Source organism: Pseudomonas sp. KH_021 (genome assembly GCF_057838865.1).
Window position 1 is genome coordinate 3730791 of the sequence record NZ_CM174477.1, and the last position, 18710, is coordinate 3749500.

General features: G+C 60.2%; 19 protein-coding genes. 2 read left to right on the forward strand and 17 right to left on the reverse strand.

Annotated features, from left to right (window positions below; translation table 11 throughout):
- Positions 1 to 13: 13 nt before the first annotated feature.
- Positions 14 to 1039 carry an IS110 family RNA-guided transposase gene (locus AC3IX4_RS17240; protein WP_489256621.1) on the reverse strand — a complete coding sequence of 342 codons (1026 nt, stop codon included), beginning with the start codon at positions 1037 to 1039 and terminating at the stop codon, positions 14 to 16.
- Between the two features lie 531 nt (positions 1040 to 1570).
- Here AC3IX4_RS17240 and AC3IX4_RS17245 point away from each other — a divergent pair.
- Positions 1571 to 2212, forward strand: coding sequence for a tetratricopeptide repeat protein (locus AC3IX4_RS17245; RefSeq protein ID WP_489261312.1), 642 nt, complete (start codon positions 1571 to 1573; stop codon positions 2210 to 2212).
- A gap of 99 nt (positions 2213 to 2311) precedes the next feature.
- On the opposite strand, the gene AC3IX4_RS17250 is transcribed toward AC3IX4_RS17245, so the two are convergent.
- The 12 genes from AC3IX4_RS17250 to pxpB form a co-directional block, all read right to left on the reverse strand.
- A complete protein-coding gene (locus tag AC3IX4_RS17250; RefSeq protein ID WP_489256622.1) occupies positions 2312 to 3661 on the reverse strand; it encodes an MmgE/PrpD family protein in 1350 nt (449 codons plus the stop codon).
- A 73-nt stretch (positions 3662 to 3734) separates the two neighbouring features.
- Entirely contained in the window at positions 3735 to 4331 is a 597-nt protein-coding gene (locus tag AC3IX4_RS17255) for a thiamine pyrophosphate-dependent enzyme (RefSeq protein ID WP_489256623.1), read from the reverse strand.
- 9 nt (positions 4332 to 4340) lie between these two features.
- Positions 4341 to 4859 carry a thiamine pyrophosphate-binding protein gene (locus AC3IX4_RS17260; RefSeq protein ID WP_489256624.1) on the reverse strand — a complete coding sequence of 173 codons (519 nt, stop codon included), beginning with the start codon at positions 4857 to 4859 and terminating at the stop codon, positions 4341 to 4343.
- Positions 4860 to 4942: 83 nt separating this feature from the next.
- Positions 4943 to 6115, reverse strand: coding sequence for an NAD(P)/FAD-dependent oxidoreductase (locus tag AC3IX4_RS17265; RefSeq protein ID WP_489256625.1), 1173 nt, complete (start codon positions 6113 to 6115; stop codon positions 4943 to 4945).
- A 34-nt stretch (positions 6116 to 6149) separates the two neighbouring features.
- The gene (locus AC3IX4_RS17270; protein WP_489256626.1) at positions 6150 to 6872 is read right to left on the reverse strand and encodes an ABC transporter ATP-binding protein; all 723 of its coding nucleotides are present in this window, start codon (positions 6870 to 6872) and stop codon (positions 6150 to 6152) included.
- On the reverse strand, positions 6872 to 7681 hold the full coding sequence (locus AC3IX4_RS17275) for an ABC transporter ATP-binding protein (RefSeq protein ID WP_489256627.1): 810 nt from the start codon (positions 7679 to 7681) through the stop codon (positions 6872 to 6874). Before AC3IX4_RS17275 ends, AC3IX4_RS17270 begins: the two co-directional genes overlap by 1 nt.
- Positions 7678 to 8970 (reverse strand): high-affinity branched-chain amino acid ABC transporter permease LivM, encoded by a 1293-nt coding sequence (livM, locus tag AC3IX4_RS17280; protein ID WP_489261313.1) that lies wholly within the window; start codon positions 8968 to 8970, stop codon positions 7678 to 7680. The genes AC3IX4_RS17275 and livM overlap by 4 nt, the downstream gene beginning before the upstream one ends.
- Before the next feature lie 20 nt (positions 8971 to 8990).
- Entirely contained in the window at positions 8991 to 9905 is a 915-nt protein-coding gene (locus AC3IX4_RS17285; RefSeq protein ID WP_489256628.1) for an ABC transporter permease subunit, read from the reverse strand.
- Between the two features lie 60 nt (positions 9906 to 9965).
- On the reverse strand, positions 9966 to 11069 hold the full coding sequence (locus AC3IX4_RS17290) for a branched-chain amino acid ABC transporter substrate-binding protein (protein ID WP_489256629.1): 1104 nt from the start codon (positions 11067 to 11069) through the stop codon (positions 9966 to 9968).
- A gap of 318 nt (positions 11070 to 11387) precedes the next feature.
- Entirely contained in the window at positions 11388 to 12659 is a 1272-nt protein-coding gene (locus AC3IX4_RS17295) for an aspartate aminotransferase type Ic (RefSeq protein WP_489256630.1), read from the reverse strand.
- 326 nt (positions 12660 to 12985) lie between these two features.
- On the reverse strand, positions 12986 to 13945 hold the full coding sequence (locus tag AC3IX4_RS17300; RefSeq protein WP_489256631.1) for a 5-oxoprolinase subunit C family protein: 960 nt from the start codon (positions 13943 to 13945) through the stop codon (positions 12986 to 12988).
- Positions 13942 to 14622: a 5-oxoprolinase subunit PxpB gene (gene pxpB / locus AC3IX4_RS17305; RefSeq protein ID WP_489256632.1), complete on the reverse strand. Its 681-nt coding sequence runs from the start codon at positions 14620 to 14622 to the stop codon at positions 13942 to 13944. Before pxpB ends, AC3IX4_RS17300 begins: the two co-directional genes overlap by 4 nt.
- Positions 14623 to 14931: 309 nt before the next feature.
- Between pxpB and AC3IX4_RS17310 the strand changes: the two genes are divergently transcribed.
- Positions 14932 to 15690, forward strand: a complete 759-nt coding sequence (locus AC3IX4_RS17310) for a helix-turn-helix domain-containing protein (protein WP_489256633.1) — start codon at positions 14932 to 14934, stop codon at positions 15688 to 15690.
- Between the two features lie 17 nt (positions 15691 to 15707).
- Here the strand turns inward: AC3IX4_RS17310 and AC3IX4_RS17315 are convergent, their stop codons facing one another.
- Genes AC3IX4_RS17315 through AC3IX4_RS17330 form a run of 4 tightly spaced genes read right to left on the reverse strand, consistent with a single transcriptional unit; the run spans position 15708 to position 18692 of the window.
- On the reverse strand, positions 15708 to 16109 hold the full coding sequence (locus AC3IX4_RS17315) for a biotin/lipoyl-containing protein (protein ID WP_489256634.1): 402 nt from the start codon (positions 16107 to 16109) through the stop codon (positions 15708 to 15710).
- Positions 16106 to 17467 carry an acetyl-CoA carboxylase biotin carboxylase subunit gene (gene accC / locus AC3IX4_RS17320; RefSeq protein ID WP_489256635.1) on the reverse strand — a complete coding sequence of 454 codons (1362 nt, stop codon included), beginning with the start codon at positions 17465 to 17467 and terminating at the stop codon, positions 16106 to 16108. The genes AC3IX4_RS17315 and accC overlap by 4 nt, the downstream gene beginning before the upstream one ends.
- Positions 17464 to 17892, reverse strand: a complete 429-nt coding sequence (locus AC3IX4_RS17325; protein WP_489256636.1) for an acetyl-CoA carboxylase biotin carboxyl carrier protein — start codon at positions 17890 to 17892, stop codon at positions 17464 to 17466. The genes accC and AC3IX4_RS17325 overlap by 4 nt, the downstream gene beginning before the upstream one ends.
- A gap of 17 nt (positions 17893 to 17909) precedes the next feature.
- Complete coding sequence (locus tag AC3IX4_RS17330; RefSeq protein WP_489256637.1) at positions 17910 to 18692, reverse strand: LamB/YcsF family protein; 783 nt, start codon at positions 18690 to 18692, stop codon at positions 17910 to 17912.
- Positions 18693 to 18710 lie beyond the last annotated feature (18 nt).

An 18710-nucleotide genomic window follows, 5' to 3' on the forward strand; every position in this document is an offset into this window, starting at 1 on the left:
GGTGACAGCAGGGTCAGGCGTTCATCGCGCATGGCCCTGCATCGAATTCAGTGTGGTGTGCCGCAATCGCCCAGGCGATCCTCGCCAGCTTGTTGGCCAGCGCGCAGACCACATGGTTGGAGTGATGGTGGGCCAATAGCCGCCGAACCCAGTCCGCCAGCCAGCCTTTCTGTCGGTCCAACTGGATCAGGTAGACACGGGCGCACTGGACGAGCAGGCGCCGCTGGTTCCGATCACCGCGCTTGCTGATCCCCAACAGTACGGTCTTGCCGCCAGTGGAATGCTGCTTGGGTACCAATCCGATCGAGGCCGAATAGCCTCGCCCACATTTGAACTGCTTGCCATCGCCCAACTCTGCAGCCAGGACGCTGGAGGTGATCGGGCCTACGCACGGCATGGTCATCAAGCGAGTCGCCAGATCATCTTCAGCGACCTGGCACTCCACATCTTTGTCCAACGCTTTGATCTGTTGATCCAAGTAGTTGAAGTGCTCATACAGCCTCATCAATATTTTTTTGATGGGCTCCGGGATCGGGTGCTCGTCGAGCAGCACTGGAAGCGCTTTGATTGATTTGAAGCCTTGCGCCAGGCTGACGCCAACTTCCAACAGCGCGGCATGAATCCGATTGGCGGTGGCGGTGCGATCCTTGATGAACGACTCGCGTGTCGAGTTGAGCATGGCCAGCGCTTGCTGGTCCTGCGTTTTAGGCGGTACGAAGCGCATGGTTGGACGGGTTGCTGCCTCAGCAATCGCCTCGGCATCAGCGAAGTCGTTCTTGTTGCTTTTCACGTAAGGGCGAACGAGATGAGGCGCAATCAGTTTGGGCGTATGCCCCTGCTTTTTGACCTCTTGTGCCATGAAGTGAGCACCGCCACAGGCTTCCATCACAACTGTGCACGGATCGAGATTCATCAGGTGCTGCATGAGTGCCGCACGAGTAAACTTTCTCCGATAAAGCACATAGCCGTGATCATCTTGCACATGCAGGTGAAAGGAGTGTTTTCCCAGATCAATGGCGGCGATAGCTACTTTGTTCATGGCAACGGTCTCCGATGAGCCCCCTGTGAAAGCTTAGTGGGCTAGCACAGGGGGCGGCGGGGGTTACCATTTCATTATTTTTTGCAACGTGCCATGGCCTGTGGGGTGGGGGTTGTTAGCCTTGGTGGTTCGGCTTTTGATTTTTGTGGTTTCGGGCGGATTGCGCGTGGCTGACAACTCCACTCTCACAGGCCATGGCACGTTGCAACCAATGTGGGAGCCGGCTTTAGCCGGCGAATGCGCCGCGCGGGCGGCGCGCGATCTCAAGAACAAAGAAAAAACCAAGGCAGGCACCTTGTGTGGCTCATGCGATCTATTGACAGGCACCCTACAGGTACACCGTGAAAATGAAGGGAGGAAGGCCGTATCCAGGCTTCCAGACGCTTGCCTGGGGTTTTGCGCTGTTACCTAAGCAGCGGGAACTTCAGGGCACTGACCCGGTCAACAGGGGCCCTGTTTCGGCGCTGCCGAGCAGCGCTGGTGGCCTGTGTTATGGCAGTGCCGTCCGAGATCAGCCGAGTCCGCCCCCTGATGCCAACCAAGAATTTTCTGCTGGGTCCCCTCCTCGCACTCTGCGCCGTCGTGTCGCTTTTCTCGGTTGCTGCCGAGCGAAGCGCGCCCCCACAAAGCAACAGCGCATCAACCGCCCTGATAAAAACCGCCTCACGGCAGTATGAAAATGGCCAGTTGGACCAAGCCGCCGCCACGTTGGAGCGCGCCCTTCATATCCAACCGAACAATCCCGCGACGCTGCATTACCTTGGCGTGTTGCGTCTTGAGCAGGGGCAGTACCAGCAGGCTGAAACCTTGGCGGCGCGCTCGAACCTGCGGGTGGGGCGCAACGTCGAGTTACGCAACCGCAACTTCCAATTGATCCAGGCGGCACAGCATGCCCAGGCTTCAAGCAGCCCATCCAGCGCCAATGAGGAACAGGGCGCAGTACAGAAGGTGCTGGAAGAGGAAGCCCGGCACCACGAAGACGAATTGCAAGTGGCCTCCGTCGAGACCGAGCCCACGTACGATGAGGTAGAGATTCCCCACGGCCATTTTCCGCCTCCGGGCAAATGCCGAATCTGGTTTCCTGATCGCCCGCCGGGGCATCAGCCCGCACCCGGTAACTGCAAGAAGCTGCGACATCGGGTTCCGATTGGAGCCTTGCTGGTGCACGGTTAAGTTGCTGAGTGGTTTGGAGTGGAATGTGCACGCGAACACTGCCAGCCCACTTGCACCACCCCACGGGGTGCAAGCGTTCCATGAAGGGTTCGTGATGCCTCAGGCAAAGACCTGAAGATCGACCTGTGCGTGCAGTCTCCAAACCCGGGCAATCAGTGCCTGGCCCTGCTCAGGGGTGCGAGCGGCGGAGAACGCCAACAATCGAAGGAATTTATCCTCCAGTTCCTGCCGGTCGAGGGTGTTGCCAGGGTCGCCCTTGGGTTCGTCGATGGCCCCATGCAAGGTGCGGCCATCGCGGGTAAGCACTTCTACACGACCCAGCCAGCGTTGCGGATAAGCGCGATCGACCTCCTCATCCAGTTCCATCGTGACCTTCTCGCGCAGTGCGATCACCTGCGGGTGGGTCAGCGCGTACTCCTGGAACTCCACCAGCCCAGCCTTGCCAAATACTGCAATCAGGCCCAGTACCGTGCCCATGGAAAACTTCGCCTGATGCACACTTTGCGGGTCAGTCACACGCCCGAGTACATCGATGGCGCCCTGGTGGACATGGGTGGTGATCCGAGCGATGTCTTCATGCGTGAGCCCTTCGCGCTGCATCAACGCCAGCAAGGCGTCCGCCGCGGGATGGGTATGGCGGCAGGAGGCGTGGAACTTGAACGAAGTCTCGGTCAATGCCCACCGCGTGCCCAACCCGTCGACCAGCCACTTCGCATCTGCGTCCTTGGACATCCCGGCCGCCATCCCCTGCGCACCTTCCAGAATGTTCTTCGCCCCGGTCAGCCCGTCAGCGGTCAGGTAGGCTGCAAGCAGCCCATCGGCACTGGCTTTGGCGGTGTGCAACTGTTTGGAGTCAGCGGCATCACGCAAGAACTCCCACAGCCCTGCTGCCTGGGTACCGGCGGTGCCCAGGCAGTTGACGAATTGGCGGGTGTTGAAGCCCATCAGCTTGCCCACTGCAACGGCGGCGGCCAACGTGCCTACGGTGGCCGTCGTATGGAAGATGCGGTAGTGGGACCTGCCCAGGAACTCACCGATGCGGATGCCCGCCTCGTAACCCGCCACACAGGCAACGATCAGTTCCCGACCCGATTTACCCAGGTCCTGTGCCGCTGCCAACGCGGCAGGGAAGACGACCGTGGCCGGGTGCAGCACCGAGCTGTTGTGCAGATCGTCCTGCTCCACCAGGTGCGAGCTGGCCGCATTGATCAGCGCGGCGAAATACGGCGATGTGCTGCGCTTGCTGACCAAAATCCGGGCAGAACCTTGGCTCGGTCCCATGCGCTGTGCGTACGCTTCGAACAAGGGGATCGGATGCTGCCCCTGACTGGCCAGCGCCGAGCCCAGCCAGTCGAGAAACAGGTCTTCCGTCCGCGCCACGACAGGGGCCGGCAGGTCCTCGAAACAAAGACCGGACAGAAATTCAGCGAGGGTATGCGTGTTGTTCATCGGTGTTCTCGTCTGCGACTCGATCAGAAGGAGCGTGGCAACTCAAGCAGGTGCTCGGCCACGCAGGACAGGATTAGCGATGTGCGTCCGCACCCAGCAGGGCTTCCCGGAAGCGGCTGCGCAGATGAGGCCCGTCACGGGGTGGCAGCGCCGTCGGCGCCGGCTCCGTGGTGACCTTCACCGTGACCTGTACCGGCCCTTCCCCTTTCAGGATCAACGCCACGGCCTCCTCCAATTCCCCCTCGGTACGCACCACGCCACACTGCTTGAAGCCCACTGCACGTGACACCTCGCAGATGCTCACGCCACGCCCGGCGTGGGCAGGTTGCATACCCGTCTCGGCGTAATGTTCGTTGTCGATGACGACGATGCTCAGGTTACGTGCACCGTGGCAGGCCACGGTCGCCAGCGAGCCAATGCCCATCATCATCTCGCCGTCGCCGACAAAGACGATGACGCGCTTGTCCGGCTGGGCCAGCGCCAGCCCGAGGCCAACCATGACCGCCCCCCCCATGGCACCCCACAGGTAGAAGTTCTGTGGGCAATCTCCTGCGGCGGCCACGTCGAACGTGGGGTTGCCAAGGCTGGTAATGGCCAGGGCATCGCCACGGTTTTCAAGGATGCGGGCGACCACGGCCCGTCGATTCAAACTGATCTGTTCTGAAGGCATGGTGTCGACTCACTTGTTGAAGTTTTTGGTACCGATGATCCGTTGTCCGATCAGTACGGCCGCCATGCGGCCGGTCTGATAGGCAAAGCGCGCGCAGGCGGCCACCGTGGGGGCAATGTCGTCAGCGTTCTCGGCCCGAAAGACATGGACGCCAGAGTCCTCCAGGACCTGCTCGGTGGATTTGCCCATTGCCACCTGCCAGGGGTTGAACTCGCCCCACTCACCGCGCATGGTCACGATCATGATCAGCGGGATGCGGGTCTCGTGCTGCAGCGACAACATGTTGATGCAGTTGCCGACACCGCTGGACTGCAGCAACAGGACACCACGTTGGCCGCCAATCCAGGCCCCTGCCAGTTGTGCAACGCCCTCCTCCTCGGTCGTCAGGGAAACCGACTGGATCTGCGGGTCGGCGTCGCACAGCTGGATCAGGCGGCTATGACCGGCATCCGGGACGTAGGCGACCTGGCGCACATCAAGCTCCTTGAACTGCGCATAGATCTGCGCGGGCCAATTGATTTCAGTCATATCAGTTACTTCCTCAACGATGGCTATTGATGCTCTGTGCATCACGAAAGGGTTGGCCGAGGCCGCCCCGGTAAATCCGCTGTTCAATACACAACGGCCTCAACGATCGGTCGGTTCGAGGCGATGCGCTGGTACCCGAGGGCTGAAAGGTCCAGGGCGCGGAAACCGCCGTGGACAATCAGCTCGGCAACGCCTTGCCCGGTGGCCGGTGAATGCATCACGCCATGGCCGGAAAAACCGGTGGCCTGGATGAAATTGGCGATGTCTGTATGCGCCCCGACGACACCGTTGTGATCGAGCAAGTTCATCTCGTAGTGCCCCGCCCATGCGCGCTGCACGCGCAGCTGCTCCAGCGCGGGAATCCGGTGGGCCAGCAAGGGCCACAAGGTTTCTTCCAGCAGATAGTGGTCGGGCTCGAAATCACCTTCGGCGTGAGGGTCTCGCGCCAATGCCGGTGCTATACCGGCGATGAAGCCATCGCCTTCCGGCCGTATCCAGGCACCCGAATTGTCGAAGAGCATGGGGAAGTCCCGACCCTCCAGGGGGGCCTTGATATGGAACACCGTGCGCTTGCGCGGCTCCACCGGCAGGTCAATTCCGGCCAGGCCCGCAACCTTGCCGCCGGATGCACCTGCGGCATTCACGCACCAGTCACAGGCCAGTCGCCCACCGTCCTGCAATCGCACGCCAGTGACCCGCGCCCCTTGGGTATCGATACCGGTGACTTCGCCTTCGATGTAGTCCACACCCAGGCGCCGAGCCTCCCGGCGAACCAACTGCAGCAACGCCCAGGCATCGAACCAACCTTCATTGGCCGCGCCATAGGTGGCGATACCGATGTCATCGACGTTCAACCATGGATAGCGTTGCCCGGCTTGCTCCGGTGTGAAGATGTCGACCACCGCGCCGTGCTGGCGCTGCATCAGCGCATTATTACGCTGAACATCGGCATGTTCAGGGGAGCCCAGCATCAGGTAGCCGCGCTCTTCGAAGCCGATGTCGGCGTCCTCGCCGAACCAGCTCTTGATGTTTCTGAACAGGTCAGCGCTGAACAGGCTCATGCCAATGTTAAACGGGCAGCCAAACTGGGTCCTGATCGAGGCGGCAGACAAAGCCGTGGACGAGTACTGGTAGGTACTGTCGCGCTCAACGACCTTGATCGAACCCGCGAAGCCCTGCTTGCGCAGGAAAAACGCAACAAAACTGCCGATAACTCCGCCGCCGATGATGACCACTGTTTCTGAAGTTCGTGTCATGGATAGACCCTGGACTGATGTCGGATGGTTCAAATCAGGCACTGACCTTGTGCCCCGCTTCGAGGTAGGCCGCGCGCACTTCTGAGCTGCCGGCCAGCGCCTGGCCTGTGCCCTGCATGACGATCTCGCCGTGTTGCAGCACATAGCCACGATGGGCGACCGCCAGTGCCTGGCGGGCGTTTTGCTCCACCAGCAAAATGGTCATGCCCAACTCGCTGTTGAGCCGCTTGATGATCTGGAACACTTTCTGGATGTAGATCGGTGCCAGGCCCAGCGACGGCTCGTCCAGCAACAACAATTGCGGGTGACTCATCAGCGCGCGAGCGATTGCCAGCATCTGCTGCTCGCCTCCAGACAACGTGCCTGCGGTCTGATGCAGCCTTGTCTGCAAGATCGGGAACAGGTCATACATGCGCCGCAAATCGTCTTCACGTCGTTTGGGGTCCGCATGGATGCAGCCCATCAGCAGGTTTTCCAGCACGGTCATGCGCAAGTAGATACGGCGGCCTTCAGGCGATATCGCGATCCCTTGCCGTGCTACCTGGTGCGGCGCTTGACCAATGAGCGAACGGCCCTTGAATGAAAGCTCGCCCGCGCTCGGCCTGGGACTGCCCAGGATACTGGTCATCAAGGTCGACTTGCCGGCACCGTTGGCGCCAATCAGCGTGACGATCTCACCCTGCTCGACCTCCAAGTCGATGCCGCGTAGCGCATGCACATGCCCGTAATGCACATGGAGTTGACGGAGTTGCAACATCAGGCGACCTCCTCGTCTGGGCTTCCCAGGTAAGCTGCAATGACCTGTGGGTCGTTCTGGATATGTGCAGGGCTGCCTTCAGCGATTTTTTTGCCGTAGCACAGCACATGGATATGGTCGGAAATGTTCATCACCACGCTCATGTCATGCTCGATCAGCAGTACGCTCAGGCCCTGCTCGCGAACCAGCTTCTGCAGGCATTCGTTGAGTTCCGCGGATTCTTTCGGGTTCAGCCCCGCCGCCGGCTCGTCCAGGCACAACAGGACCGGGTCGACGCAGAGCGCCCGGGCCAGCTCCACTTTGCGTTGAATGCCGTACGACAACGCGCCGGCCGGCTCGTCGACCACCCGCTCCAGGTTCAATGCACGTAAATGCCGTAGGGCTTTCTCGACAGCCGCCTCCTGGGCATCGCGGTATCGCTTGAGCCCAAGGATCGCCGCGATGGAAAAACAGGAGGCCTGCTGCAGCGCGTTGTGTTGGGCAACGATGAGGTTTTCCAGCACCGTCATCCTTGGGAACAGACGAATATTCTGGAAGGTACGCACCACCCCGGCCTTGCGCGCAACGTCGAGTGTCGCCAGCTTTTGTAGCTGCAGCGTCCCATGCTCAGGATGGCGCATCTGAAGGTTGCCGCCGGTAGGCCGGTAAAAGCCGGTCAGGCAATTGAACAACGTGGTTTTACCCGCGCCATTTGGGCCGATGACCGAAGTGATTTCCCGGCGGCGCACCTGCAGGGATAACCCTTCAATGGCCTTGATACCGCCAAAGGTCATGTCCAACGATTGGATATCGATCAATACCTCGTTCATCGGCTGACCTCCAGGGTGGCAGCGCTGGTCGCGCCGGTTTCAGAGGACTTGCGCAGGCGCGACCAGAGCAGGCTTGGCTCACGCGAAGAGAAGATGCCACCTGGCCGCCAGACCATGATCAACACCATGGCCGCGCCAAACAGCAACATCCGGTATTCGGAGAAGTTGCGCCCAAGTTCGGGTAACAGCACCAGGACGAGAGCGCCGAGCACCACGCCCAACTGGCTGCCCATGCCACCCAGCACCACGATGGCCAGGATGATCGCACTTTCGTTGAAGGTGAAGCTTTCCGGCGAAATAAAGCCTTGTCGGGCCGCGAAGAACACACCTGCAAGCCCCCCCAGCATGGCGCCTAGTGCAAACGCTGAGAGCTTGATATTGGTGATGTTGATACCCAAGGCGCGGCACGCGATCTCATCCTCACGCACCGCTTCCCAGGCACGCCCCGTCGGTACCTTGCGCATGCGCAACACCAAAGCGTTGGTCAGCAGTGCCAGACAGAGAATCACGTAATACAGAAAGACGATTCGCTGGGAGCTCGAGTACTCAAGGCCGAAGAAGCTGGAAAAGCTGTTGGGGTCGTTGGCACCGAACGTCAACCCGAACAAACCCGGCCGTTCGATCGAGGAGATGCCATTCGGGCCGCCGGTCACCTCCGTCCAGTTGACCAGCACCAGTCGGATGATTTCGCCAAAACCCAAGGTCACGATGGCCAGGTAGTCACCGCGCAATCGCAGGGTCGGGTAACCGAGCAACATGCCGAAAATAGCCGCGAACACGGCCGCAATCGGCAGGCACAACCAAAATGAGAAGCCAAAGTATTGCGACAGCAAGGCATAGCTGTAGGCCCCGACGGCATAGAAGGCCACATAGCCGAGGTCAAGCAGCCCAGCAAGCCCGACCACCACGTTCAGTCCCCAACCGAGCATCACGTAAATCAGCACCGTGGTGGCGATGTCGATCACATACCGGTTACCGGAGAACAACAGAGGTAGCATCAAGGCACTGACGAGCAGGACCCAGCCCAGCGGTTGAACGATCGGGCGCGATTTGCGCAGCATCGGCCTGCTCGCCGCCCGCGGCTGAAGCCGGGCGCGCGCACCGCTTAACAAAGAGGTTTGCACCAGGCGCAGACAAAACACCGCCGCGACCACGGCCGCAAGCAGGGGCCAGCGGGTATGCAGCTGCAGAACCCCGCCGCTGTCACTGGTGTACAGCCCGACCAGCGGAATGCCCAGGACGATCGCGACGATGGCAATACGCAAGGCGTCGGCCAGTCGCGACTGCAGGTTCAGAGAGGTAGGGTTCATCAGACTTTCTCCACTTCAGGGCGACCCAGCAGTCCATAAGGCCGTACCAACAGGACCAGGATCAGAATCACGAACGTGGCGACATCCTTGTACTCGGCAGAGAAATAGCTCCCCCAGAAGGACTCGATAATCCCGATCAGCAGCCCACCCAGCATGGCGCCCGGCAGCGAGCCAATGCCGCCGAGTACCGCAGCGGTAAAAGCCTTGATGCCAACGAGAAAACCAATACTGAAATCAATGACGCCGTAGTAGAGCGTGACCATCACCCCAGCCACCGCAGCCAGTGCGGCACCGATCATGAACGTCATGGAAATGATCCGGTCGGCATTGACACCCAGGAAGCCGGTCATGGTTCGGTCCTGCTCGCACGCACGTTGCTGCCGGCCAAAGGAGGTACGGGTGATCATCCAGGTGAACAGCGCCAGCAGTAACAGCGTGGTGACCACCACCAGCATCTGGATGTACGAGACGTAGACCGATTGCCCGGCACCGACATCCCACTGCCAGCCGCCAGACAGTACAGGCGCAATGGATTTGACCCGGGCGCCTTGGCTCAGCTGGACAAAGTTCTGCAGGAAAATCGACATGCCGATGGCAGAAATCAGCGGTGCCAGCCGGCTTGAGCCACGCAGCGGCCGATAGGCCGTGCGTTCGACCGCCCAGCCGTAGGCGGCCGTCAGCAAGATGCTGATCAGCAGTACGCTGATAATGGCCAGCGGCACCGAGGTCACGCCCAGCGCGGCCAGCAGAGTGAAGCAGGCGATGGCGATGAACGCACCGATCATGAAGATCTCGCCGTGGGCGAAATTGATCATGCCGATGATCCCGTACACCATGGTGTAGCCGATGGCGATCAAGCCATAGACCGACCCCAGGGTCAGGCCGTTAATCAGTTGTTGAATGGCGAGATACATGGGTTGACTCCAGACAAGGCGACATCAGGTCGAAGGCCCGTCGGGCCCACGACCAACGGCTCACTCGGCGTAGCCGTACTGGCTGCCAGACCAGCGATAGACCACATAAGCGGACTGGGTGATATCACCCTTGGCGTCGAAGGCCAGCGGACCGACCACGGTGTCGAAAGTCCGGCTGCGCCAGGCTTTCTGGATGTCTGCCAGACGTGTCGAGCCGGCTTGCTCCGCTGCCTGGGCGAATACCTGGACAGCTGCATAGGAGTAGAGGGTGTAACCCTCGGGTTCGATATTGGCTTTGCGCAAGCGGCTGACAACCTCTGCGGCCGCGGGTGAAGTGCGTGGGTCAGGCCCGAACGTGAACAGCGTGCCATCGGCCGCTGCGCCCCCAGCCACCAGCAGTTCCGAGTTGGTCAGGGTATCGCCACCAATGGTGGTCAGTTTCATGCCGTTTTGTGACGCCTGGCGCAGGATCAGGCCGAGCTCGGTGTAGTAACCACCATATGCCAGCACTTCGACACCGGCTGCCTTCATGCGGCTGACCAGGCTGTTGTAGTCCTTCTCGCCCGCCGTGATGGAGGTCCGCAAGACGGGCGTCAGGCCCTGGGCTTGCAAACTTTTTGCGACTTCGTCGGCCAATCCCTTGCCATAGGCACTTTTGTCATCGACCACAGCGATTTTGCGACCGGCAAAATGCTTGACCAGATATTGTGCCGCGACGCCACCCTGCTGGTCGTCACGCCCAACAACGCGGACCAGATTAGTCAGGCCTCGTTCGGTGACTTGCGGGTTGGTGGAAATGGTCGCCATGGAAATCCCTTCGTCGGCATAAACCTCCGAGGCGGGCATCGTTGAGCTGGAGCAGTAATGCCCGTCGACAAATACCACGCCCTTGTTAACCAGGGTATTGGCAACCGCCACGGCCTGTTTGGGGTCGCACACATCGTCACCCACCACCAGCTTCAACTGCTGGCCAAGTACTCCCCCCCGGGCGTTGATGTCAGCAACGGCACGCTCGGCACCGTTGCGCATCTGCTCTCCTCCAGAGGCATAGGGACCGGTCATAGGTCCCGCCACACCTATCAGCAGATCAGCGTTCGCCGTCTGCATAAACAAGTAGCCTGCTACGGCGAGGCCGGCGCCCCATTTGCCAAAGTGCTTGTTCATATCGCCTGCTCCAGTTGCTTTTTTGTTCTGGATTTTTCCCAACGCCTGCTGAGGGCATCGGGACCAATTTGGATCGGCAGTAAAAGGTTTACAGGCGTCGACGGCTGGGTCGATGCCTGGCCCATGCGGCTATTTGGATTTGTCTGCCTGGGCGCACTCATTGTGCGGCGACGACAAGGGGCTGGCTTGAATCAACAGGAGGGGTTATTTGCGGCTTTCTGCACAGCGAAGTCACAGCAAGCCTTGAAATGAAAAGGCCCTGCCGTCACCCAGCGGGACGGCAGAGCCTATTGGTTGGAAAAAACGCCGGGGGGCGGATCAGGATGAGGTGAGTCGTGTCTCACACGCTGCAAGCAGGATGCTGGTGCTGATGACCTGTGCCGCTGCTTCAAGATCGTCTATCGACGGTGATGAAGGGGCGATGCGAAGATGGCTGTCCAGTGGGTCATGACCATAGGGAAACGCCGCTCCAGCGGCGGTCAACTGCACACCGGCGTGCCTGGCCAACTCCACCACCCGTTGGGCGGTACCCGGGAGGCCATTCAGGCTGATGAAGTATCCTCCTCGCGGAGACGTCCAGCGCGCCACCTGCCACTTAGCCAAGACCCGCTCGAACACCTGCTGTACCGCCTCGAACCGCGGCGCCAGGATCTCCCGATGCCCATCCATCAGCGCTTCGAGCCCGCCCATGTCCCGCAGGAAATGAACGTGGCGCAGCTGATTGAGTTTGTCCGGGCCCACACTTCGCACCGACGCGTGGCGTAGCCACCAGGCGATGTTTTCCACCGACCCGCCCAGCAACGCCAGGCCAGCACCGGCAAAGGTCATCTTCGACGTGGAGGCGAACACCAGAGGCCGGTTGGCATGCCCGTGGCGCGCGCAACGCTCACTGATATTGGCAATCTGTATCGGCTCTGGCGTCAGGTGATGCAGCGTGTAGGCATCGTCCCAGAACAGCCGAAAATCGGCTGCCGCCGTCTCCATCCTGGCCAGGAAATCGATCACTTCATCGCTGTAAACGGCACCTGTCGGGTTGCTGTACTTGGGCACACACCACATACCCTTGACGGTCGGATCCTGAATCCAGGTTGCAACCTCGTTCAGGTCCGGCCCGTCGTCGTGCAGGGTGATCGGGATCAGGCGGATGCCAAAGGCTTCACAGATCGCAAAGTGCCGGTCATAACCCGGTACCGGACACAGAAAGGCAATGCTCTGCTCTGCCGACCACGGTGCGTTTGAATCGCAGGTTCCGCTACGCCAGGCATGCGAAATACAGTCGTACATCAGCGCAAGGCTGGAGTTTCCGTCAACCACGACCTGCTCAGCGGGCAAACCCAGCACCGGTGCAAAGAGCACCCGTGCCTCGGGAAGCCCTTGTTGGCCCATGTAGTTCCGGCAATCGGTTCCATCCTGGGCGAGGTAATGTTCCAGCTCGAGCATTGGGCTGGACAGGTCCAATTGTTCGCCGTTGGGCACCCCTCTGGCCATATTGATCTTCAGTTGCTTGTCACAAAACTGCGCATGCCGCTGTGACACTTCCAGGTGTAACTCCCGAATGCGCTCCAGCGGTAGTGCTGTGAAATCAGCCATTGTCATTACCCCTCATCGATCCCCCTCGCCTGCTGTCAACACTTGGCATCAGGATTCACCTGTAAGATTTGCGCCGACAGCTCGACCATCCAGCGCGTCGTAGCTTGCCAGCATTCATTGGCGTCACCGTGCTCTGGCCCCTCGAGGCAGTCGAGCAATCGACGCAGGGTGCGCGCTGCCAATTCAACGCAGCTCACGGAAAACACACCTGCGGCTGCTCCTTCTGCCACTCGACATGCCGCCAAAAACTTGCTCGACCAGCAACTGATGGGCCGCCGAGATGATTGCTTCATCGGTTCGTTGAACCGGGCGCGCGGTAGGATTACTCATGAGTAGCGACGCCGTAACTGCAAGGCTCGATCGATCGATGCGAGCTCCTGATCCAGCGCTTCCTGCGCCAGTTCTGCCTGCTCAGCGCTAACCATTACAAAGCGCACCTTCGCGCTGATCGGCGCCTGGGCGAGCGTCCACAGGTCCGCGTCGATGACATGGGCGATCTTCGGATAGCCGCCACAGGTATTGGCGTCGGCAAGCTGGATGATCGGTTGGCCTGAAGGCGGCACTTGCACCGTGCCAGGCAAGATGCCGTGTGAAAGCATCTCCAGTGGCCGGAGCAATGAGACGGCCTCGCCTTTCAACCGCATGCCCATGCGATTGCTGTCGGGTGTAATGGTCCATTCCTGTTGCACAAACGCTTGTCTCGACGCCTCGTCGAAAGCGCTCCACTCTGCGCCAGGCAACACTTGAACATTCACAACCCCTCCACGCTCAGCCAAAGGGCGGTGGATTGCAGCGCCAACTTCTCTTCCAGGGTGGGTCGACGTGGGGGCGAGGCTGAGCCTGTCTGCGCGCTGCACTCCCCGACCTTTCAGCCCTCCGAAGCCGGTTTTAAGGTCCGTGGCGCGAGACCCGAGAATGGGCTCTACCTCAATACCTCCCCCGAAGGTCAGATAACTCCTGGCTCCACGCGTGGGGACTGCGAGCGTCAGCACCTGCCCGGCCTTGGCATGACAAAGCCAGGAGGGATAGATTCGACGTTGATCCAGCGTCGCCTCGCAATCGGCACCCGTCAGCGCGAACGGGCAGTCGGTGTGGAATTTCAGTCGAAAAGGAAACAGGGCTATTTCCAGGCCGGCAACCTCTGCGGGGTTTCCCAGCAACAGGTTGCCCAGACGAAACGCCGGGATATCCATGGCACCGCCACCGCTGATACCCAGGTGCAGAAATCCTGGGCGCCCAAGATCCTGTATAGAATTGGCAGCTCCATTGCTCAACACTTCGATCATGACAACACCTCCACAACCTTGAACCGAACACGATCACCCGGCAGCAACAACGTGGGTTGCTGCGACGTCGGATCGAACAATTGACACGGGGTGTGCCCGATCACATGCCAACCGGAAGGCGCCGAACAAGGCATTATCCCCGCCTGGTTGCCACCGATGATCACAGCCCCTTGTTCAAGGCGCAGTCGCGGTACAGCGCGACGAGGGATAGCCAAACGAGGGTCGAGCCCGCTGAGGTAAGGAAAGCCCGGCATCGCCCCCAGGCACGCCACTTGATACTGCGCCGCACTGTGCAACTCTACGAAGGCGGCTGCGCTCAACCCGGTCCGTTCTGCCAATAGCGGCAGGTCTTCACCTCCAGGGCCACCATAGGTCACCGGGATCTCGAGAGTGCGCCCGGTTTGGGGCACCTGGGACAACACCGCCCATTGCTTGAGTAACCACGCCTGTAGCGCCGGGCGGTCAACACCCACTGAACGCTGGACAAGCAGCAGGTTATTCATGCCCGGTACGACTTGCTCAATATCTGGGTGCAGGCGAGCCACGGTGGCGAATCCAAGCAACCGCACCTGTAGATCCGCGTTAAACGCGCCCTCCACCACATCCATCAGCAAACCACGGGCCCCCGCTTGAAACAGGCGAGGCTGGATTGCCTGCGACAGCAGTTCTGTATTCATTTTTATTCGTCTACCTCAGGAAAATCGAGCAGTGCCCAATGTCGTGTCGCCTACTCAGGATTGTGCGTATAGCGGCGACTGCTGGCTTGTATCGAACCCGCATAGGTCACGCCGCTTTTTGCACAGTGAGCGAGTAGTCAACTGACGCGCAGGCCGCCTGACGGCTGCGCTACCCGGTAAAACCGGGAATCAAGCCTCGGCTTTCTGCATATTGCTCAGGATTTTTCCTGCCACCCTCGCGTTGCATCAGGCATAACTGCTAGGGTGACGCGAACGTCGTAGTTCAATCGTTATCGAGGGGAATGTTCGATGATTGAAGGCAAGGAACTCATGCACTGGATAGACCAGGACCTCACGCTCCTGGACAAGCTTTTCGATCGCATGCCCGACGTGATGTTTTACGTAAAAGACGCCCATGGACGGTATGTCGTGATCAACCAGACCCTGGTGCAATACAGCGGCAAGCGGTCAAAGGAAGAGGTGATCGGTTTGACCGCCGACGAACTGTTCCCCATTACCAGTTCGAGCATCATGGCGCAGGACCTTTCAGTGATAGGGACCGGGAAGGACGTGGTCGATGCGCTGCGCCTGTTCCGTTCGGCCGACGGGCAAAAACAATGGTGCCTGAGCTCAAAGTTCGGCATTTTCAATCAGCACAATCAGGTCACGGGCCTGGTAGGCATCTCTCGAATTCTCACCCGGCCGGATGAAAAGCACCTGAGTTACAAGCGGCTCATGGACTTTTCTCGCCTGGTTCGGGAAAACCTGAGCCAGCCCCAGCTCATTTCCGATATTGCCGACCACCTTGGGCTGTCAATGGACACGCTGCAGCGCCTGACGCGTGAAGTATTCCAGCTGTCGCCCAAACAGATCCTGATGAAGGCGCGCATTGAAAAAGCCTGCGAATTGCTGGAACAGACGCAAATGAGCATCACAGACGTCGCGACCGAATGTGGCTACTCGGACCACAGCGCGTTCAGCCGTCAGTTCAAGGCAGCGCTGCATTGCACACCCATGCAGTACCGCCTCTCCACCGACCCCACTACGACCGACCTGCGTTCACTCTGAGCGCAGGGCTGGCGCTTTCAGCGGTATTCGATCAACACGTGCGCATAACCGACCCGCTCCCCCTCCTGGACGCGTATCTGGCCGACCACGCCCGGCTGCGTTGCACTGATCTCGGTCAGCAGGCCATCATCCTCGAGCCAGGCGACAACCTGCCCGAGCGCTACGCAATCACCGCTGCTCAATCTCTCCTGTTGTCGTTGGGGATGAGACAGGCGTATGAATCCCATGCCAGGGGACTGAACCTGTCCCCCCGCCGGCGTCGCCACACGCGAAGACTCTGCAACGGTTGCCGGAGTCTTGACCGAGCGGGTTGGACTGGCAACCAGCGAGATACTCTGCCCCGCGAACTCGAACTCGATCGCAACAAGAGAGCGTCGACGCAAGAGCTCGGCCATTTTCTCCACCCTTTCGATGTTCATGCCTTGTTCTCCGACAGGTAGCGTTCCAGATGATGGATATCGTACCCACCCTCGACAAATCCAGGCTCGGTCATCAACGCTTGATGCAGCGCGACCGTGCTCTTGATCCCCTCAAGCTTCGCCTCCTTCAATGCCCCCTGCATCCGCTTGACGGCAACGCTGCGATCGCTGCCAAAGGCCAGAAACTTGGCAATCAGCGAGTCGTAGTTGGACGGCACCTGATAGCCACTGTAGAGGTGACTATCGATGCGAATGCCCGGCCCTCCGGGGCTGATCCATTGCGTCACCACGCCGGGAGCCGGAAGGAAGTTGAAGGGGTCTTCGGCATTGATACGGCACTCGATCGCGTGGCCACTGATATGAATGTCGGACTGCGTGATCGACAGCGGCAGCCCGGCCGCGATCCGCAACTGTTCAGCCACAATATCAATCCCGGTGACCAGTTCGGTGACAGGGTGCTCGACCTGTACCCGGGTGTTCATCTCGATGAAGAAAAACTCTCCTTCCTCGTAAAGGAACTCGAAGGTGCCGGCGCCCCGGTAACCAATACGGCGACACGCCTGCGCACAGCGCTCACCGATGGCGGCGATCTGCTCACGCGCGATGCCTGACGCCGGGGCTTCCTCGATGACTTTCTGATGACGGCGCTGCATCGAGCAGTCCCGCTCACCTAGCCAGACTGCCTGACCGTGAGTGTCCGCCAACACTTGAATCTCGATATGCCGCGGCCGCTCAAGGAAGCGCTCCAGATAAACGTGCGGATTACCAAAGGCTCGACCGGCCTCCTGACGTGTCATGGCCACCGCCTCTTGCAGATCTTGCGCCTGGCGCACAACGCGCATGCCGCGCCCGCCGCCTCCACCCGCGGCCTTGATGATCAAGGGGTAACCACAAGCTGCGGCAATCGCCGTGATCTCCTGCGGATCCTCTGGCAACGCCCCGGGCGATCCAGGCACACACGGCACCCCGGCTTCGAGCATTGCCTGCTTGGCCGATACCTTGTCACCCATCAGTCGGATCGAGGCGGCCGTTGGCCCAATGAACACCAACCCTGCGCTTTCGACCGCTTCGGCGAACACGCTGTTTTCGGAAAGAAAGCCGTAACCTGGGTGAATGGCCTGGGCGTTTGTCAATCGTGCGGCCTGCAGCACGCGGGCGATGTCCAGGTAGCTGTGCTGTGACGCCGCCGGCCCCAGGCAAATGCGATCGTCGGCCAACTGTACATGCCGAAGCCCCGCATCCGCTTCGGAGTAGGCGGCGATGGTGCGAATACCCGATTCACGGGCGGCTCGCAGGATACGCAGTGCAATCTCGCCTCGGTTTGCAATCAGCACGCTGTCGAATGCTCGAGCGCTCATACCCGGTTCTCCTCGATGACAAATAACGGCATTCCATACTCGACGCTCTGTCCATCGCTCACGAGAACCTTTGCTAGCCGTCCCGAACACGGTGCTTCGATGGGGTTGAGCATCTTCATGGCCTCCACGATCCCCAGCGTCTGTCCTTCATTGACGAGATCACCGACCTCGGCGAAAGCCGGCTGGTCGGGGGCTTGAGCGCGATAAAACACGCCCGTCATGGAGGCATTGATCATCCGCCCACCTGGCGCAGGTTCGGCGGCGGTCACTGGAGGCTCCACCGCCTGGCTCGTGGCGTTTCGCACGAGCCCTTCTTCGCTCTGCAGCTGCAAACGTACACGCCCTTCTGCGTCGCTGTACTCAAGAACGCTCACACCCGCCTGTTGGGCGATATCCACCAGGCGCTCAATCAATTCAATCTTCATGTTTGCATCGTCTCGCATCATGGCGTTGGCTGGACCCAGCTACCGATTTCCAACCCCTCCGATTCCAGGGCCTGGCGTACCGCCCGCGCTATGGCAACGGCTGCGGGGGTGTCGCTGTGAACGCAAATCGAATCGATCCGACAGGCCAGCGTGCCGCCACCCAGGACTTCGATGGCCTGCTCGCGAACCATCCTCACGACTCGCTCGGCAGCCTGTCGCGGGTCGTGAATCACCGCACCTTCGATACCCCGTTGCACGAGATGCCCCTGCGCGTTGTAAGCACGGTCGGCGAATATTTCCGAGCGGGTTTGAAGCCCCATTTCTTCGGCTATTCGAGCCTGGTGCCCAAGTGCGATGACCAGGCAAGCCAACGAAGGGTCGACAGCCTTGACGGCTCGACAGACTGCAGTCGCAACGCGCTCATCGGTCTGGGTCAGGTTGCCCAGCGCGCCATGCGCCTTGACATGGGTCAGTCGATGCCCGGCATAGGCAGCAAGCGCCTGGGCAGCGCCAACCTGATAGGCCACCATCCGTTCGATTTCCGCGGGCGAGAACGCCATGCGGCGACGGCCGAACCCCCACAGATCCGGGAAAGCGGGGTGAGCGCCAACCGCAACGCCCTTGATCTTTGCCTGTGAAAACGTCCTGGCCATGATGTGCGGGTCTCCAGCATGGAACCCGCACGCCACATTGGCTGTACTCACGATATCCAGGATCGCGTCGTCATCACCCATTTCCCAGGCACCAAACCCCTCACCCATGTCTGAGTTGAGGTCAATACGCCGAACATCAACGGTCATGAAACATCACTTCCATTC

Coding starts and splice junctions, on each gene's coding strand:
- AC3IX4_RS17240 (WP_489256621.1), bottom strand. CDS start 1,039: ATGAACAAAGTAGCTATCGCCGCCATTGATCTGGGAAAACACTCCTTT.
- AC3IX4_RS17245 (WP_489261312.1), top strand. CDS start 1,571: ATGCCAACCAAGAATTTTCTGCTGGGTCCCCTCCTCGCACTCTGCGCC.
- AC3IX4_RS17250 (WP_489256622.1), bottom strand. CDS start 3,661: ATGAACAACACGCATACCCTCGCTGAATTTCTGTCCGGTCTTTGTTTC.
- AC3IX4_RS17255 (WP_489256623.1), bottom strand. CDS start 4,331: ATGCCTTCAGAACAGATCAGTTTGAATCGACGGGCCGTGGTCGCCCGC.
- AC3IX4_RS17260 (WP_489256624.1), bottom strand. CDS start 4,859: ATGACTGAAATCAATTGGCCCGCGCAGATCTATGCGCAGTTCAAGGAG.
- AC3IX4_RS17265 (WP_489256625.1), bottom strand. CDS start 6,115: ATGACACGAACTTCAGAAACAGTGGTCATCATCGGCGGCGGAGTTATC.
- AC3IX4_RS17270 (WP_489256626.1), bottom strand. CDS start 6,872: ATGTTGCAACTCCGTCAACTCCATGTGCATTACGGGCATGTGCATGCG.
- AC3IX4_RS17275 (WP_489256627.1), bottom strand. CDS start 7,681: ATGAACGAGGTATTGATCGATATCCAATCGTTGGACATGACCTTTGGC.
- AC3IX4_RS17285 (WP_489256628.1), bottom strand. CDS start 9,905: ATGTATCTCGCCATTCAACAACTGATTAACGGCCTGACCCTGGGGTCG.
- AC3IX4_RS17290 (WP_489256629.1), bottom strand. CDS start 11,069: ATGAACAAGCACTTTGGCAAATGGGGCGCCGGCCTCGCCGTAGCAGGC.
- AC3IX4_RS17295 (WP_489256630.1), bottom strand. CDS start 12,659: ATGGCTGATTTCACAGCACTACCGCTGGAGCGCATTCGGGAGTTACAC.
- AC3IX4_RS17300 (WP_489256631.1), bottom strand. CDS start 13,945: ATGATCGAAGTGTTGAGCAATGGAGCTGCCAATTCTATACAGGATCTT.
- pxpB (WP_489256632.1), bottom strand. CDS start 14,622: ATGAATACAGAACTGCTGTCGCAGGCAATCCAGCCTCGCCTGTTTCAA.
- AC3IX4_RS17310 (WP_489256633.1), top strand. CDS start 14,932: ATGATTGAAGGCAAGGAACTCATGCACTGGATAGACCAGGACCTCACG.
- AC3IX4_RS17315 (WP_489256634.1), bottom strand. CDS start 16,109: ATGAACATCGAAAGGGTGGAGAAAATGGCCGAGCTCTTGCGTCGACGC.
- accC (WP_489256635.1), bottom strand. CDS start 17,467: ATGAGCGCTCGAGCATTCGACAGCGTGCTGATTGCAAACCGAGGCGAG.
- AC3IX4_RS17325 (WP_489256636.1), bottom strand. CDS start 17,892: ATGAAGATTGAATTGATTGAGCGCCTGGTGGATATCGCCCAACAGGCG.
- AC3IX4_RS17330 (WP_489256637.1), bottom strand. CDS start 18,692: ATGACCGTTGATGTTCGGCGTATTGACCTCAACTCAGACATGGGTGAG.